We start from the raw sequence: 15279 nt of genomic DNA on the forward strand, positions 1-15279 counted from the left end.
CCCAAACTGCGACAATACCCCTTTGGCCCCGGCGCACCGCCAGGGCCAGCGACCGCCTCACCGCCGCCTGCCTCATGTCCGACACCCTGCTCGCCCTCGCCCAGGCCCAGCTCGCCTACGGCCACCATCCCCTGCTCGACCATGCCGACCTGAACCTGCTGGCCGGCGAACGCATCGGCCTGATCGGCCGCAACGGCGCGGGCAAATCGTCCCTGCTGCGCGTCCTGGATGGCCGCACCCGCCTCGACGACGGCGAAATCCGGCGGCGCGGCGGCCTGCGCATCGCCACCGTCGAACAGGAACCCGATCTGCCCGAGGACGAAACCATCCTCGACTATCTGTCCGGCGACCTGCTGGCCACGGAGGACTGGCAGCGCGCGTCCCGCGCCGGAGCGCTGATCGACGCGCTGGGTCTCAGTCCCGATCTGCCCATCCGCGGGCTGTCCGGCGGCACGCGCAAGCGTGTGGCCCTGGCCCACGCCCTGGTCCAGGAGCCCGACCTGCTGCTGCTCGACGAACCGACCAACCACCTGGACTTCACGGGCATCGCCTGGCTGGAGGACCTGCTGCGCGCCACGCGCGCGGCAGTGGTGCTGATCACCCATGATCGGCGTTTCCTGGATGCCGTCGCCACCCGGATCGTCGAACTCGACCGGGGACGCCTGCTCAGTTTCCCCGGCAATTTTTCCGCCTGGCAAGCCCGCAAGGCCCAGTGGCTGGACGCCGAACAGCAGGCCAACGCCCGCTTCGACAAGCTGCTGTCCCAGGAAGAGGTCTGGATACGCAAGGGCGTCGAGGCGCGCCGCACCCGCAACGAAGGCCGGGTCCGCCGTCTGGAAGCCCTGCGCCGCGACCGCGCCGAACGGCGCGACCAGCAGGGCCAGGTACGCTTTTCCCTGGCCGACGGCCAGCGTTCCGGCAAACTCGTCGCCGAATTGTCGAACGTCACCCACGGTTATGGCGACCGCACCCTGATCCGCGATTTCAGCACTTTGATCCAGCGCGGCGACCGCATCGGCCTGATCGGTCCCAACGGCGCCGGCAAGACGACGCTGCTGCGCATCCTGCTGGGCGAGCTGCAACCGCTGCAGGGCAGCGTGCGCCTGGGCACCAATCTGTCGATCGGCTATTTCGATCAGATGCGCGACCGGCTCGACGAATCCGCCACCCTGGCCGACACCATCAGCCCGGGCAGCGAATGGGTGGAAATCGGCGGTCAGCGCAAGCACGTCATGAGCTACCTGGAGGACTTCCTGTTCCCCGCCGCACGCGCCCATTCCCCGGTGTCCAGCCTGTCGGGGGGCGAACGCGCCCGCCTGGCGCTGGCGCGCATGTTCGCCCAGCCGCACAACGTGCTGGTGCTGGACGAGCCCACCAACGATCTGGATATAGACACCCTGGAACTGCTGGAAGGCCTTCTGCAGGACTATCAGGGCACCGTGCTGCTGGTCAGCCACGACCGCAGCTTCCTGGACAACGTGGTCACGCAGACCATCGCCGCCGAGGACGACGGCCACTGGCAGGAATACGTGGGGGGCTATGACGACTGGGAGGCCCAGCGGCCCCGACCCGCCACGCCGGAAACCGCGCCGCGCGCCGGACGACCATCCGCTCCGGACCGCTCCGATGTGCCGGAGGGCTCGAAGGCACAAACGGCGTCTGCACCGGCCCCGGCCGAGCCCGCCGACAAGCCACGCAAGAACCGCCTGGCGCCCTGGGAGGCCGAAGAACTGTCCGCACTGCCCGACCGGATCTCTGCGCTGGAGTCAGAGCAGGCCGCCCTGGCGGCACGCCTGTCCGACCCCGATCTGTACAGCCAGGGGACCGACGAGGCGCAGCGCGTCCAGCAAGCCCTGGGCGAACTGGACAGCCAACTGGAAGCCCTGTTCGAGCGCTGGACCCTGCTGGAGGAAAAGCGCGGCGATTAAGCTGCGGCTTCAATTCTCCAAGCCAAGGACTCCCCCGCCGCCAGGGGCACGATCACGTCGTCGCCCAGCGGCAGTTCCTGGGGAATGGGATTCGCGACCCGCTCCAGGGTCAGGGTGCCGGAATTGGGCGCCAGACCGTAGAACGCCGGGCCGTTCAGGCTGGCGAAGGCCTCCAGCCGATCCAGGCGGCCGACGGACTCGAATGCCGTTGCGTACAAGGCCATGGCATGGCGGGCCGTATAGCAGCCCGCACAGCCGCAATCCTGCTCTTTGGCGCCGCGCGGATGCGGGGCACTGTCCGTCCCCAGGAAAAAGCGCGGATTGCCGCTGGTGGCCGCCTCCAGCAAGGCCAGGCGGTGGGTTTCCCGCTTCAGGACCGGCAGGCAATACCAATGGGGCCGCAGCCCGCCCTTGAACAAGGCGTTGCGGTTGTACAGCAGGTGCTGCGGCGTCAGCGTGGCCGCGATGGGTCCCTCGGCCTGCGTGACGTAGGCGGCACCGTCCGCCGTCGTCAGGTGCTCGAACACCACCTTCAGTTCAGGAAAAGCGCGCCGCAGGGGCTGCATGACCCGTTCGATGAAAACCGCCTCGCGGTCGAACACATCGACCGCCGGATCCGTGACCTCTCCGTGGACCAGCAGCGGCATGCCGCAGTCCTGCATGGCCGCCAGCGTCGCCTGGCACTGACCCAGCAGGTCCGTCACGCCTGCGTCCGAGTGGGTCGTCGCCCCGGCCGGATAGAGCTTCACCCCGTACACGAAGCCGCTGTCACGCGCCCGGCGGATCTCGTCGGGCGAAGTCCGGTCCGTCAGATACAGCGTCATCAGGGGATCGAAGGCCGGCACCTGCGCGCCCGCCTGCTCACTGGCCTGCAGCAGGGCCGCCAGGATGCGCTCGCGATAGGCGCGCGCATCTTCGGTCGTCAGTACCGGAGGCTTCAGATTGGGCATGACGATGGCCCGCCCGAACTGCTGCGCGGAATCCAGCACCACGCTGTGCAGCACCGCACCATCGCGCAGATGCAGGTGCCAGTCGTCGGGCCGTGTCAGGCGGATGCGAGCGGGCGTGACAGCGGCCATGGACGCGGCGAGATCAGGGGAGGCATGGGTAGAAGTCTGTGACACAGTCTGACAATCCTGTTTTGTCTTTCAAGGAAACACGCGTTATGCTGCGAGGGCTATTCACTTAACACTGTAGGAGCCTGCATACATGGCAACCACCGAAAAAGCCGGTCGCAAACCCAATGCGGCATTCATGAAGCCCCTGACGCCCAGCGCCACCCTGGCGGCCGTGATCGGCAACGAAGCCGTGCCCCGCACCGAAGTCACCAAGCGCATCTGGGACTATATCAAGAAGCACGATCTCCAGGATCCCGCGAACCGCCGCAACATCAATGCAGATGCCAAGCTGCGCCCCCTGTTCGGCAAGGACCAGGTGTCGATGTTCGAACTGACCAAACTGGTCAGCCAGCATCTGAAGTAAGCCGGCCCCAAGGCATGTACGCTCTCGGGGCCGATCCATTCGGCCTCCGGGCGGACGCAGTCACTTGTGCTTGCGCTCAGCGCGCGAGCGCGCCGACGGCTCGGCGAGCAAGTCCAAGGGTAGCGCCGTCGAATACTTGATCCGTTCCATGGCAAAACTGGCACTCACGTCGTGCAGTTCGCACCCCTGGATCAGTTTCTTGTAGACGGCATCGTATCCCTGGATATCCCGGACGACGACACGCAACAGGTAGTCGACATCGCCGCCCATCCGGTAGACCTCGATGATTTCGGGGATATCCCGAACGGCCTGGGCAAACTGCTGCAACCAGGCTTCATTATGGTGATTCGTGGAGATCTTCACGAACACCGTCGTATTCAAGTCCAGGCGTTCGGGATCACACAGCACGACCTGCTTCTGGATGATGCCATCCTCCTTCAGCTTCTGGATGCGCTTCCAGCAAGGCGTGCTGGACAAGCCGACCCTGGCCGCCACTTCGGTCACAGCCAGGTCGGCATCTTCTTGCAAGACCGCCAGGATGTGGCGATCGATCTCGTCCAATGACATATTCCTCCAGTCCATGGCACCGGGGGTCTCCCGGGCATGGAGCACACATCAAATACGCTGGCCTCCGCTGACCTCGATGCACTGCGCCGTCACCCACCGTGCGTCCTCCCCGGCCAAAAACGCGATGACGCCAGCAATGTCGTCCGGCTGCCCCAAACGCCCCAAGGCAATGCTCGCGACCGCCTGCCGCCCGGCCTCCGAGGTGGCAAGCTGAGGATTCATCCCGGTCTCCGTCAGGCCGGGAGACACGGTATTCACCGTGATGCCGCGCGGCCCGAGTTGAGCCGCCAGCAACCGGGTCAGCGCCTCGAGGCCGGCCTTGGCCGGCGCATAAGCCGCCATGGCCGGGAATGCGACACGCGTCCCCAACGACGAGACATTGATGATGCGGCCCTGATCCCTCAAGCGAGGCAAAAGCCCCTGGATCAGGAAAAAAGGCGCCTTCAGATTCACGTTCAGCGTGAGATCGAACTGCGCCGGCGTGACCGCTTCGATGGGCTCGCGCTTGAGCACCCCTGCATTATTGACCAGAATGTCCAGGTCCGGACATCCCAGTCGATCTCGCAGCAAGGCATCGAGCCGTTCACATAACTGCGCCGGACCGTCCTCCTGGGCAAGATCGGCCTGCAAGGCCGCCGCCCGGCCACCTTGCGACTCGATGCCACGCACCGCATCGTCGGCCGCCTGCATGGATCGATTGCCCTGAATCACGACGAACGCCCCTTGGGCCGCCAGCTTGCGGGCGACGGCCAGGCCGATACCCTGGCTGGCACCCGTCACCAGCGCAACCTTGTTTTCCAGTCGAGTCACGGTCCTGTTCCCTTTTACGGCACGATGATGAGTTTGCCGAAGGCTTCGCGGTCTTCCAGCATCTTGAACGCCTTGGGCGCGTCTTCCAGGGAAAAGCGCATATCGACCGGAGGATTCAAGCGCCTCTGCCGCACCAGATCCAGCAGGGCGTGCAGATCCTCGCGCATCCAGCCGTTCGAGCCCAGGATGTTCAGTTCAAAGGTCCAGATGTAGCGCATATCGGTCTTCGGGTCGAAGCCTGCGGTCGCCCCGCAGGTCAGGAGGCTGCCGCCCTTGCGCAAACTCTTGATGGACGGCACCCAGGTATCACCGCCCGTGAAATTGACGATGGTATCGACCCCGCCCTCGCCCCAGATACGGGGCTTGCCGGCGATGCCGTGCAAGGCCTTCATGAAGTCTTCGTCCCGGTAGTTGATGCCGTGGTCCGCACCCAGCGCCTTCAGGCCGTCGAGCTTGGACTGACTGGACGCGGCCACGATGACCTCGGCGCCACTGAGTTTGGCCAACTGCACACAGCAGGTTCCGACCCCGCCCGAAGCGCCCAGGATGAAGACCTTGCGGCCCGCCTGGCTGCCGTCCAGCGCCATGCCGCCACGGGTGACCATCATGCGATAGGCCGTGCCGTAAGCCACCGGCAGCGCGGCCGCCTGATCAAAACCCACCTCGTCGGGCAGGGCGATCAGTTGATCCGCAGGCACCTTGCAGAATTCGGCCAGGCCGCCATCCACCGTTTCGCCCATGAGGCTGTAGCGCTCCCGCGCCAAGGGGTCCACCAGCACACGGTCGCCTTCTTTCCAGGCACCGCAATCCGGGCCGACCGCTGCGACCGTCCCGGCCATGTCGATCCCCATGATGATGGGCATCGGCACCGTAATGCCCGGCATGCCTTTCAAGGTAAAGAGATCGTGGTAATTCAGGGAGCAGGCTCCCACGCGGATCACCACCTGGCCCTTTTCGGGCTGGGGCGTCGGCCAATCCTGTTCGTAGGTGATCTGGTCGATGGCGCCATGGGCGCGGATGACTTGTGCTTTCATGGGTGGCAACCTAATAGGATGATGAAGTGAGTGAGTAAGCGGGCGCGCTGCGCCCCGGAAGCATGGAGACACGAACGCCCTGCGACCGCCTCAGCGGTGCAGGCCGTCCGCCATTTTCTTGATGCGCTGTTTGTCGATCTTGTTCGCGGCCGACAAGGGCATTTCATCGATGAAGCGCACGAAGCGCGGATGTTGATACGCCGGCCCCCGGCTCAGGGCGAACTGCTTGATCTCATCCTCGCCAACCGAGCTTCCGGCGCTGCGCACGATGAAGGCGGCCGGCACCTGGCCCTTGATTTCATCGGGCACGGCCACCACGGCGGCCTGGGCCACACCGGGATGTTTTTCCAGCAGCAGTTCGATTTCGCCCGGGTACATGTTTTCCCCGCCGCAGACGATCATGTCGTCGGCGCGGCTGACGAAATAAAAGAACCCGTCGGCATCGCGCCGCATGACGTCGCCGGTCCGATACCAGCCATCCTTCAGGCACCGGCGGGTCTCGTCTTCACGGTTCAGATAGCCCGGCATGATGGCGCCGTTGCGCACATGCAATTCGCCTTCGTCTGCCGTGCCGCCTTCGAGACGCACCTCCACGCCGGGCAGCGGATGGCCGAGAGACAGGCGGGGCCGGGGCAGTCCCCCGGGATGCGGCCCGAACACTGCGGGCCCGGTCTCGGTGGTCCCCCAGCCGTTCTGGACAGCGGCCTGCGGGAACATCGTGGCAATCCGTTCGAACAAGGCATCCGTGATGGGGGCGGAGCCGACTGCGACGCTGCGCACCGAACTCAGATCCAGCCGCGCCAGCGCCTCTGTTTCCCGGGCACACAAGGCCAGCATGGTCGGCACGGCAGTGACGATACCGCACTGGTGCCGCGCACAACTCTCGAGAAAGGTCCGTGCATCGAACTGCGTCATCAGCACCAGGGTGCCGCCGTAGGCAGCCACCGTCTTGGACAGGAAGAGCGCATTCATGTGGGACAGCGGAGCCGCAGTCAACACCCGGGCTGCCGTGCGACGGATGAAATCACCGCCATTGACCGAGACCTGGCCCAATGTCCAGATATACCCGCCGTGCGTCAGCGGCACGCCTTTGGGTGTCCCGGTCGAGCCGGACGTATAGAGGATCGTCGCGGCGTCCCGCGCCTGGACGAACTCGATCTCGAAAGGTCCTTCATCGAGATGCGCCTGCCAGGCCGCCGGGTCCCCCAGCGGCAGCACGGGCAGCTTGCCGTCCAGCCGTGCGGCCCAGTCGGCATCGGCATACAGGCAGTCCACCTGGGCATCGCCCAGGATGTATTCCACGGTGGGCTGCGCCAGTTTGTAGCCAATCGGCACCGCGCTATACCCCGCCTGCATGATCCCGTAATAGCTCAGCAGATACTCGGCGCTATTCAAGCCGATGAGGCCCACGCGCGCATTCCGCTTCAGGCCACGCGCACGCAAGGCGCGCGCGACACCCGCTGCGGCACGGTGCAGATCATCGTACGTGAAGACGCGCTCGGCACCGTCGGCCTCTACCTCGATCAACCACGGCTGCGCCCCGTCGACAGCGGGGGCGATCATCCCCCCCAGATTGGAGCCCGCCGGAAACGCGGAGTTGTCCATGCGCCCCTCACCCGACCTGCGAGCTATAACAACCACGGCCCACGGCGGTCAGACGGCCCTGATCATCGAAGACATCGACGTCGGCCACACCGACGGTGCGCCCTACCCGCCGGGCCGTGGCCCGCGCCACCAGGCAAGTCCCGCCCGAGGGGCGCAGGTAATCAACGCGGAAATTGATGGTCGGCACGCCACCGCCCGCCATCAGTGCGACGGCGAAGTCTCCGGCGGTATCGATGAACGACGCGATCGGGCCGCCATGGAACTGCCGTGCCTCTGGATCACGCGCCAGTTCGGCCAGCAGCGGCATCTTCATTTCCACGACACCCTTGTCGGCATCGACCAGGGTGACCTCCATGCGACAGAACCGGATGAAAGGCGATGCATCGGCCCATGATTGCAGCAACTCACGGGTGACGGGCGGGTTGGAACCAGCGGTCATTCGAAACTCCTCAATGGAAATGAATTGGGTTCAGTGCTTACGGTATTTCCAGAACACGACGCGGTGGTGAGCCACACGGACAGCCAGCGCGAGCAAAGAGGCCAGGACAGACAGGACGACGACCGCCGCGAACATCGAACTGGCGTTGATGTCGTACGAAGCGGCACGCAGGTAATAACCCAGCCCCGCCCTGGCCGCCAGAAACTCGCCGACGACGCACAGGATGAAGCTCAGGGCCGCGCAGACCTCGAGGCCGCTGAACACGTAATCCAGCGAAGCACGCACCTTGATGGCCAGCGCGATGCGCCAGCGCCGCCCCCCAAAGGCCTGACCCATGTCGAGCAGTTCGATCGGCGCTGCCTGCATGCCCGCCACGGTATTGATGAACATGACGAAGAACGTCCCCACCACCACCAGCGCCATCTTGGAAGCCAGGCCGATGCCAAACCACACGATGATCATGGGCGCCACCGCCACGATGGGCATCGCCTGCAAGGCGAGCACCATGGGGTACAAGGCCCGGTTCAGGAGACGCACCTCGCCGACGATCACACCGGTGACGAACCCCAGCCCGGCGCCAATGCACAGCCCCCCCAGGGCGCCATACACCGTCGCCAGCAGATGCGGCATGAATCCGCCGCTCAGCATCCAGGCCCACAGGTTCCGCCCGACTTGCCCAGGCGTGGGCAGGAGACTTGGATCGGCCACCACGAACTGTGCCAGGCCCTGCCACACGACCAGAAGCAGCACGATACCGATCGTTGGCAAGGCCACGCGCAGCCGGCCTGAAATGATTTCGCCGTTATTCATTGCGACGGCCTCCTTCCCAGAAAACGATGCGCCTCTTGGCTTCGGACAGGACGCCGCCGCCGATGTACCCCAACAGGCCCAGCAGGATCATGGCCGCCACGGCGGTCGCGGTGTCGAGCGCATTGGCGGAGTTGTCGATCAGGAACCCGGCACCGCCCATCCCCATGATGAACTCCATGACCACGCAGCCCACCAGGGCAAACCCCCAGCCCACCTGCAAGCCCGCGACGATCGAACCGGCCGCATGGGGCAGATTGCAGTGGACGTACGTCTTGAAGGCGGAGGCCCTGAGGGTGTGAAACAGATCCAGCAGCACCGCAGGCGTGGAGCGCACCCCGACGAAAGCGCCGACGAAGGCGGGGAAGAAACAGATCAGGCCGACCAGGGTGACCGTGCTGCGTTCGTCGAAACCCAGCCACAGCAGGACGAGTGGGGCAATCGCCACCTTGGGCACCGCCTGGATCAGCACGACCAGGGGATAGACCAGCAGTTCCAGCTTGCGATTCATGGCCAGCACGCTGCCCAGCGCGATCGCAAGCAGGGACCCCAGCACGAAGCCGGCGAACGTGCTTTTGAGCGTCAGCCAGAGATGAGACCAGAGATCGCCCTCTGTGAAGAGCCCGGCATAGATGCGCAGGCCTACGGTGACGGGGTCCGGCATCAGCCGCTCCGGAATGCCGAATCCGTGCACGATGCCATACCAGACGAGCAGCAACGCGGCGATCGGCGCCAGACGCAGCGCGAGGCCTCCTAGAAATTCCGTGGATCGGTTCATGCCAGCCCCCTCGGAAACGACGGCAGGCCGATGCATGCACAGTGCGGTCCCATCGTCACTTCTCCGTATTGAACAGATCGCGTAACTGGTTCGACAGTTCGACGAAACGGGGATGCGCCAGCGTCTGCAAATCGCGGGGACGCGGCAGATCCACCGGAACGTCGGCAATGATCTTGCCGGGCCGGCCACTCATGACCACGACCCGATCCGAGAGAAAGACCGCCTCCTGGATCGAGTGCGTGATGAACAGGACGGAGGGACGCGCATCCAGCCAGATCCGCTGCAATTCCACCATCATGTTTTCGCGCGTCATCGCATCCAGTGCCGAGAACGGCTCGTCCATCACGAGGACCGACGGCCCGCGGATCAGGGAACGGGCCAGCGAAACGCGCTGCTGCATGCCCCCCGACAGTTCATGGGGATACCGGTCGTGAAAGCCCGCCAGGCCCACCAGATCAAGCAGCGAGCGGGCCCGTTCAAGCGCCGGTTCGGCCCGCTGACCCGTCAAGCGGATCGGCAGCAGCACGTTTTCCAGAGCGGTCTTCCAGGGCAGCAAGGCCGCCTGCTGAAACGCCACCCCGACGTCATCGCGCGCGCCGCTGGCCGGTGCGCCATCGAACTCGATCGATCCCGTGGTGGGCTTTTGCAGACCCGAGACCAGACGCACCAGGGTGGACTTGCCGCAGCCCGACGGTCCCAGCACTGAGACGAAGGACGAAGGCTGGATGGTCAGGCTGAGCTTGTCCAAGGCCAGGACAGGCCCGCGCCGGCTCGGATAGCTGACGCTGATATCGCGGAGATTCAACAACATGTTTTTACCCAATCCGTTTCATGTGGCCGGTTCGTGCCGATCAGTGAGCGGCCCGGGCGGCGGCCCGCACGGCTTCGATGTTGAAATCGTTGAACGCCTTTGCAAAGCGGGCGGTATAGAGCAAGGACAGATCGAAGTCCGACGTGCTGATCTGCTCGCCCTCTTTCATTTTCTGGACGACATTGCGCCAGTCGGGTTCGGCATAGGTGCCGTACTTGCCCTCGAGCGCCGACAGTTCCCCGATCTTGTACGTCCCCTGATTGACGGCGACGAAGGTCTGGATCCATTTCGCCTCATGCTCCGGCGTCGGCTTGGCGCTGGGATCGATTTTCCAGTAGGCCCGAACGCAGGCTTCGGTATCCGCCATGCAGGCGACCATGGACTTCGCCACCGCGCGGCCCATGCCCGCCACCAGTTCCGGATTGCTCTGAATGAGCGCATCGCTGGTGGCGATGCCGTTGGAGAACACCGTGCGGAACTCTTCCGGCAGCGTGATGCGACGGATCGGCGTGCCCGCCTGCTCCATCATGACGTTCTGCGTCGCAGGCAGATTGAGCACATCGACGCTGCCCGACTTCAGCCGATCCCAGGCAGCGGGTCCCACGCCGACCGGCAGGACTTGCGCATCCTTCATCCAGGTCACGCCCACATCGCGCAGCATCAGGCGCGACATCGGCAGGTTGCCCCAGCTCAGGGCGCCCACCCCGATTTTCTTGCCCTTCAGGTCAGCCAGGGTCTTGATCGGGCTGTCTTTCAGGACCGTGAACTCAAAAATGTTCCGGGGATAGAAGTTATAGAAGAACTTGATCGGAAACGGTTCCCCCTTGGACGCGGCGATGATGGCCAGGTCCGGGTTCATGATGCCGAATTCCACCGAACCATTGGCCACCTGCGGCAGCAGCACCGCAGTGCCCTGCACAGAGACATAGTCCAGCGCCAGGCCTTCTTCCTTGAAGAAACCCAGGGTATCGCCGAAGGGAATCGCGGCCTCGACGGCGGACCAGGCGGGTGGATAGCCGATCCGCACTTTGTGGAGAGGATCGGCCTGCGCTGCCGCCGCAACGACAAACACGGAAGCCGCAAGGACAGTGCTGCGAAATGCCCGGGAAAATGAAATCATGGTGTCTCTCTCCTGTAACTCTATTTATGAACAATTGATCTTCTGGTGGGATGTATCCGGCATCGGGGGTCAGGACTCACTCGTCGTCAGTGCGACCTCTCCCTGGGGTGTCTTGAACAGCACCCTCATGTAGGGCGCATCTGCGGCCCGCAAAGCCATGTCGACCCCAAGCCCTTGCCACAAGGTCGCCAGGCGCGCAGCGTGCGGGTGCCCCGCTTCGCACGCCAGGACCTCGACATCCGCCGGCAGGCGCGTCGATGGATGCGGAGTATCGAGCCAATCGATGAAAAACGGTGCAAACAGGCCGTAGGCATTGGCTTCGGGAATCATGAGGCGCCACTGGATGGTCTGCCCTTCGGGGGTGATGCGCTGAAGGTCATGTACCGGGGCCTCGATCCCCGCCGCACGGTAGGCCTTGGCCAGCGCAGGAAAGTCATCCGATGTGCAGCGCATGATGAAACGATACAGTTGAGGGCGCGCCAAGGCCTGGAGCCCGATACGCATTGCGCTGTGCACGTCCGACGCGGGATCGGGTGCGATCAGTTCGAGATAGGTCGGCGTCCCCGTACCCACCAGACTATTGTGTGTGCCGAGCGTGGGGTGTCGCCCTCCTTGCCTGGGAGCAACGCCGGTCAAGGCCGTAAACCGGGCAGCCAGGTCTTCGAGGCTCGTGCCGGCATACATGAAATGATCGAGATTATTCAGCATCATCACTCCCGTGGACGATTCAAGACCAGGCGCACAGGCCGTCGAAGGCGCGACGAGCAATGGCAAGGCCTTCCTGCATGACGTCGAGACGCCACTGCGGATCCTGTGGGCAAAACGATTCCATGGCCTGCTCCAGCAAGGCTGCGCGCTGCGCATCGCCCAGTTCCGCATCGAAGCGCAGGCGGTTATCGAGTTGCAAGCCGGCTATCGTAGCATCCGGCGGAGTCGTCCCGAATTCGATCACCGCGCCGGCGAATTCGGCCTGCTCGCAGAACTCTCGCATGCCCTGGAAGACCAGCCCTGAATACCGGGGCCGCGCCGCGCCGTTGAAGCCACCCCTGGTTTCCACGGCATCCCGTCCCCACCAGGCGCAACAGCGCTCCCACTCAGGGCCACCGAACTCGTTGAAGCACAAGAAAAACGGCTTGCCGTACTCGCCCAGCCCGGTATGCCAGTCGACGAAGGCGATCCTGCGCGCCTGCCCCAGGAACCGTTCGGCCAGGGCCTGCAGCGCGCGATTGGACCACTGGCGTTCGGTGCCGCCATAGATCAACCCCTCGGGCACCTCGTATTGACCCCTGAACAGGGCATCGAAGAAACTGGCCTGACCGTGCTCGGCCATCCAGGCATCCAACGCGGCCCGCGCGGCGCGCGCACCGGAATCGCTGCGGTCTGCCGGACACAGCAGCGCATGCAGAGTCCGATATTCAGGGTTGCCAGGTACGGGTTTTGAAAAGTCGATGAAATTGCGATTCAGGTCGACGTTATGCTCGTTGGTGCGCAGCACATGAGCGAATCCATAAGGGTTGACGGCATGCACCAGCAGCACGCCGATGTCACCCTGATGCTCCAGCCACCGCGACGCCTGCGGCAGGAACGCCGTGAGAAGCGGCGAAGCGGCATAGCCCTCTGAGCCGTGCGTGCCGGCCAGCATCACCAGCACGCGCGATGCGTCCTTCGGCCCCAGGTATGCCGCATCCAGCGTCAGGGGATCCCCCATCGCGTCTGCGTAACCTGACAAGAGCTGAGAGTCTACGGTTGCATGGACCGCATGCGCGGCAGCCAGGAATCGGGCACGCGCCTGCGCATAGCTGACGGGATACAGACCCAGGATCTCGGCGTCATTCACTCGGGTGGCTCCTATTCCATGTTCAGGCAGACACAGGCTCGCGCATCATGCGCGCGTCTCGCGCAAAGCCGTAAAGGCACGTTCCATGTCGTTGATCAGATCCTCGACATGCTCAAGCCCGGCATGCACCCGCACCAGTTGCCCACCCACTGCGGCTTCCGGCAGGCGTGAACCAGGCCGTGCCGTCAGGGGAACCATCAGGCTTTCATAGCCGCCCCACGACAGACCGATGCCAAACACGCGCAACGTATCAAAAAACGCCGCGAGCTGCGGCTCGCTCAGGGGCTTGAACACGAAAGAGAACAGACCCGACACGCCGCCGAACAGACGCTTGAACTGCTCATGTCCGGGATGGGACTCCAAGCCCGGCGAGCACACCACGGCGACCTCGTCCTGGCTTTCCAGCCAGCGAGCCAGCGCCAATGCGGACGTCCCATGTTCGCGCAAGCGCACACCCAGCGTCCTCAGCCCGCGCAGGCCCTGGTACAAATCATCCGGAGAAGCCGTTTGCCCAAAACGAGTCACCGAACCCGCCAGAAGCTCCCACGCATCCTGATTGCACGATGCCACCCCCAGGATGCAATCCGAATGCCCGCCGATGTACTTGCTGGCGGACTGGATGGCAATGTCCACACCGTGCGCGAGCGGCTGGAACAACAGTGAAGTCGCCCAGGTGTTGTCCATCAGGACCGGGATGCCTCGCCGATGCGCTTGCTCGGCGATGTGATCCACGTCGCAGATCTCGAAGGTGATGGAGCCCGGCGCTTCCAGGTAGACCGCACAGGTATTCGGAAGAAACCGTGCGGCAACCCCTTCGGCATCCAGCTCCGGGAAGAACTCGACCTCGATCCCCAGCGACCGCAAGGTCTGCTCGGCGAACTCTCGCAGGGGCCAGTAGGCGAATTCACTGATCAGCACATGCCCGCCCGGCCGACACACAGCCAACAGCGCATGGGTGCATGCCGCCAGGCCGGACGGAAAGCACAAGGCCCGGTAGGCGCCATCCAGTTCGGCAACCGCCGACTCGAAGGCGGCCGTCGTAGGCGTCCCGAAACGACCGTAGTTTGCCTGTGGCTTGTCACTCGCGCGCAAGCTGGCGCGCTGTCGCCACTGAGCCAGCGAATCCGCCAGCACCGTCGTGCCCCGCACCACGGGAGGATTGACATACAGGAGCGAGTGGTCCTGACCACGCCCCAAGCGCGTCAGTTGAGTTTCTCGCAGATCGCCACGATCAGACGCACCATGCAGTGACATCATTTATTTTCCAATACAAAGCTATGTCGTAGGAAAATATTATCATATTAAAATTTGATGTGGAATTATTTTTTACTTAAATGAGTGTATCCATAAAATTCCCTCAAGTCTGGGTGTGCGCCATGGCCCCTGGAGCAACACGCATCCGCTCGGCACGGCAGGCCGATAGCACGGAAAACGAGCAGGGGAAATGAACAACCCCCGCTTTGGCCGGGCGGGGGTCGAGAGTGGTGTGTACCTGACGAGGTGGCTTACAGGCCCGGCAGCGGTGTTTCTCCGGCGTAATGCGCCAGCCAGCCCTTGGCAATGCGGTAGATGATCCAGATCATGGCCACCAGGCCCGTGACAAAGCCGATGAAGATCAGGCTGCCCAGGGCGCTGAGCACCAGCCATAGCAAACCCCACCAGAACGTCCGGATGATCCAGTCGATGTGACCGGCATAGACGGTGCCCACCATGTCACCGCGCTTCAGATAAGCCAGCACCACGGCGGCCAGGATCGCCGCACCGAAGATCCCCGCCGTCAGAATGCCCACGGCGAACAGTCCATACATCAGGTGAACGAGCTGACGCTGGTTCAGCCCCTTGTCCAGATCGGGGGTGTCATCGCCTTGAATCATGAAAGCTCCTGCGAAGGCGCAGGGCATGCGCCAGCGTTTGAAAAGCCCATTCTAGCAGGGAAAAAGACAAAGCCCCTGCAGAGAGACTCTGCAGGGGCTTTGCGGAATAAAAGCCTGACGATGACCTACTTTCACAGGTGTCCACCCACTATCATCGGCGCGAAGGCGTTTCACTGTCCTGTTCGGG

General features: G+C 64.0%; 16 protein-coding genes. 2 read left to right on the plus strand and 14 right to left on the minus strand.

Annotation, left to right across the window (positions count from 1 at the left end; all coding sequences use genetic code 11):
• Nucleotides 1–74: 74 nt before the first annotated feature.
• Entirely contained in the window at nucleotides 75–1928 is a 1854-nt protein-coding gene (locus tag WA983_RS03665; RefSeq protein ID WP_424311611.1) for an ATP-binding cassette domain-containing protein, read from the plus strand.
• Here the strand turns inward: WA983_RS03665 and pyrC are convergent.
• Complete coding sequence (gene pyrC / locus WA983_RS03670) at nucleotides 1925–3007, minus strand: dihydroorotase (protein WP_424252119.1); 1083 nt, start codon at nucleotides 3005–3007, stop codon at nucleotides 1925–1927. The two genes, WA983_RS03665 and pyrC, sit on opposite strands and share 4 nt — an antisense overlap.
• Before the next feature lie 130 nt (nucleotides 3008–3137).
• Here pyrC and WA983_RS03675 point away from each other — a divergent pair, with 130 nt between their 5' ends.
• Complete coding sequence (locus tag WA983_RS03675; RefSeq protein WP_424252094.1) at nucleotides 3138–3410, plus strand: SWIB/MDM2 domain-containing protein; 273 nt, start codon at nucleotides 3138–3140, stop codon at nucleotides 3408–3410.
• A gap of 60 nt (nucleotides 3411–3470) precedes the next feature.
• Here WA983_RS03675 and WA983_RS03680 read toward each other — a convergent pair whose 3' ends face one another.
• From WA983_RS03680 to WA983_RS03740, 13 genes are all read right to left on the minus strand, one after another.
• Nucleotides 3471–3971 carry an Lrp/AsnC family transcriptional regulator gene (locus WA983_RS03680; protein ID WP_424252096.1) on the minus strand — a complete coding sequence of 167 codons (501 nt, stop codon included), beginning with the start codon at nucleotides 3969–3971 and terminating at the stop codon, nucleotides 3471–3473.
• Between the two features lie 54 nt (nucleotides 3972–4025).
• Entirely contained in the window at nucleotides 4026–4787 is a 762-nt protein-coding gene (locus WA983_RS03685) for an SDR family NAD(P)-dependent oxidoreductase (protein WP_424252098.1), read from the minus strand.
• Nucleotides 4788–4801: 14 nt separating this feature from the next.
• Nucleotides 4802–5821 carry a zinc-binding dehydrogenase gene (locus tag WA983_RS03690; RefSeq protein WP_424252100.1) on the minus strand — a complete coding sequence of 340 codons (1020 nt, stop codon included), beginning with the start codon at nucleotides 5819–5821 and terminating at the stop codon, nucleotides 4802–4804.
• A gap of 90 nt (nucleotides 5822–5911) precedes the next feature.
• Nucleotides 5912–7426 carry a class I adenylate-forming enzyme family protein gene (locus WA983_RS03695; protein ID WP_424252102.1) on the minus strand — a complete coding sequence of 505 codons (1515 nt, stop codon included), beginning with the start codon at nucleotides 7424–7426 and terminating at the stop codon, nucleotides 5912–5914.
• A gap of 7 nt (nucleotides 7427–7433) precedes the next feature.
• Nucleotides 7434–7865, minus strand: a complete 432-nt coding sequence (locus tag WA983_RS03700; RefSeq protein WP_424252104.1) for a PaaI family thioesterase — start codon at nucleotides 7863–7865, stop codon at nucleotides 7434–7436.
• 30 nt (nucleotides 7866–7895) lie between these two features.
• Nucleotides 7896–8675: an ABC transporter permease gene (locus WA983_RS03705; RefSeq protein WP_424252106.1), complete on the minus strand. Its 780-nt coding sequence runs from the start codon at nucleotides 8673–8675 to the stop codon at nucleotides 7896–7898.
• The gene (locus WA983_RS03710; RefSeq protein WP_424252108.1) at nucleotides 8668–9450 is read right to left on the minus strand and encodes an ABC transporter permease; all 783 of its coding nucleotides are present in this window, start codon (nucleotides 9448–9450) and stop codon (nucleotides 8668–8670) included. Before WA983_RS03710 ends, WA983_RS03705 begins: the two co-directional genes overlap by 8 nt.
• 55 nt (nucleotides 9451–9505) lie before the next feature.
• Nucleotides 9506–10261, minus strand: coding sequence for an ABC transporter ATP-binding protein (locus WA983_RS03715; protein WP_424252110.1), 756 nt, complete (start codon nucleotides 10259–10261; stop codon nucleotides 9506–9508).
• Nucleotides 10262–10301: 40 nt separating this feature from the next.
• Nucleotides 10302–11381, minus strand: a complete 1080-nt coding sequence (locus WA983_RS03720) for an ABC transporter substrate-binding protein (RefSeq protein ID WP_424252112.1) — start codon at nucleotides 11379–11381, stop codon at nucleotides 10302–10304.
• 69 nt (nucleotides 11382–11450) lie between these two features.
• The gene (locus WA983_RS03725) at nucleotides 11451–12092 is read right to left on the minus strand and encodes a VOC family protein (protein ID WP_424252114.1); all 642 of its coding nucleotides are present in this window, start codon (nucleotides 12090–12092) and stop codon (nucleotides 11451–11453) included.
• A gap of 16 nt (nucleotides 12093–12108) precedes the next feature.
• Nucleotides 12109–13218 carry a DUF2817 domain-containing protein gene (locus tag WA983_RS03730; protein ID WP_424252116.1) on the minus strand — a complete coding sequence of 370 codons (1110 nt, stop codon included), beginning with the start codon at nucleotides 13216–13218 and terminating at the stop codon, nucleotides 12109–12111.
• Between the two features lie 45 nt (nucleotides 13219–13263).
• Entirely contained in the window at nucleotides 13264–14475 is a 1212-nt protein-coding gene (gene metC / locus WA983_RS03735) for a cystathionine beta-lyase (protein WP_424311612.1), read from the minus strand.
• Between the two features lie 248 nt (nucleotides 14476–14723).
• Entirely contained in the window at nucleotides 14724–15092 is a 369-nt protein-coding gene (locus WA983_RS03740; RefSeq protein ID WP_424311614.1) for a DUF4870 family protein, read from the minus strand.
• Nucleotides 15093–15279: the final 187 nt, after the last annotated feature.

The sequence above is a fragment of the Castellaniella sp. genome (assembly GCF_049650445.1).
Classification (GTDB): Bacteria; Pseudomonadota; Gammaproteobacteria; order Burkholderiales; family Burkholderiaceae_B; genus Castellaniella.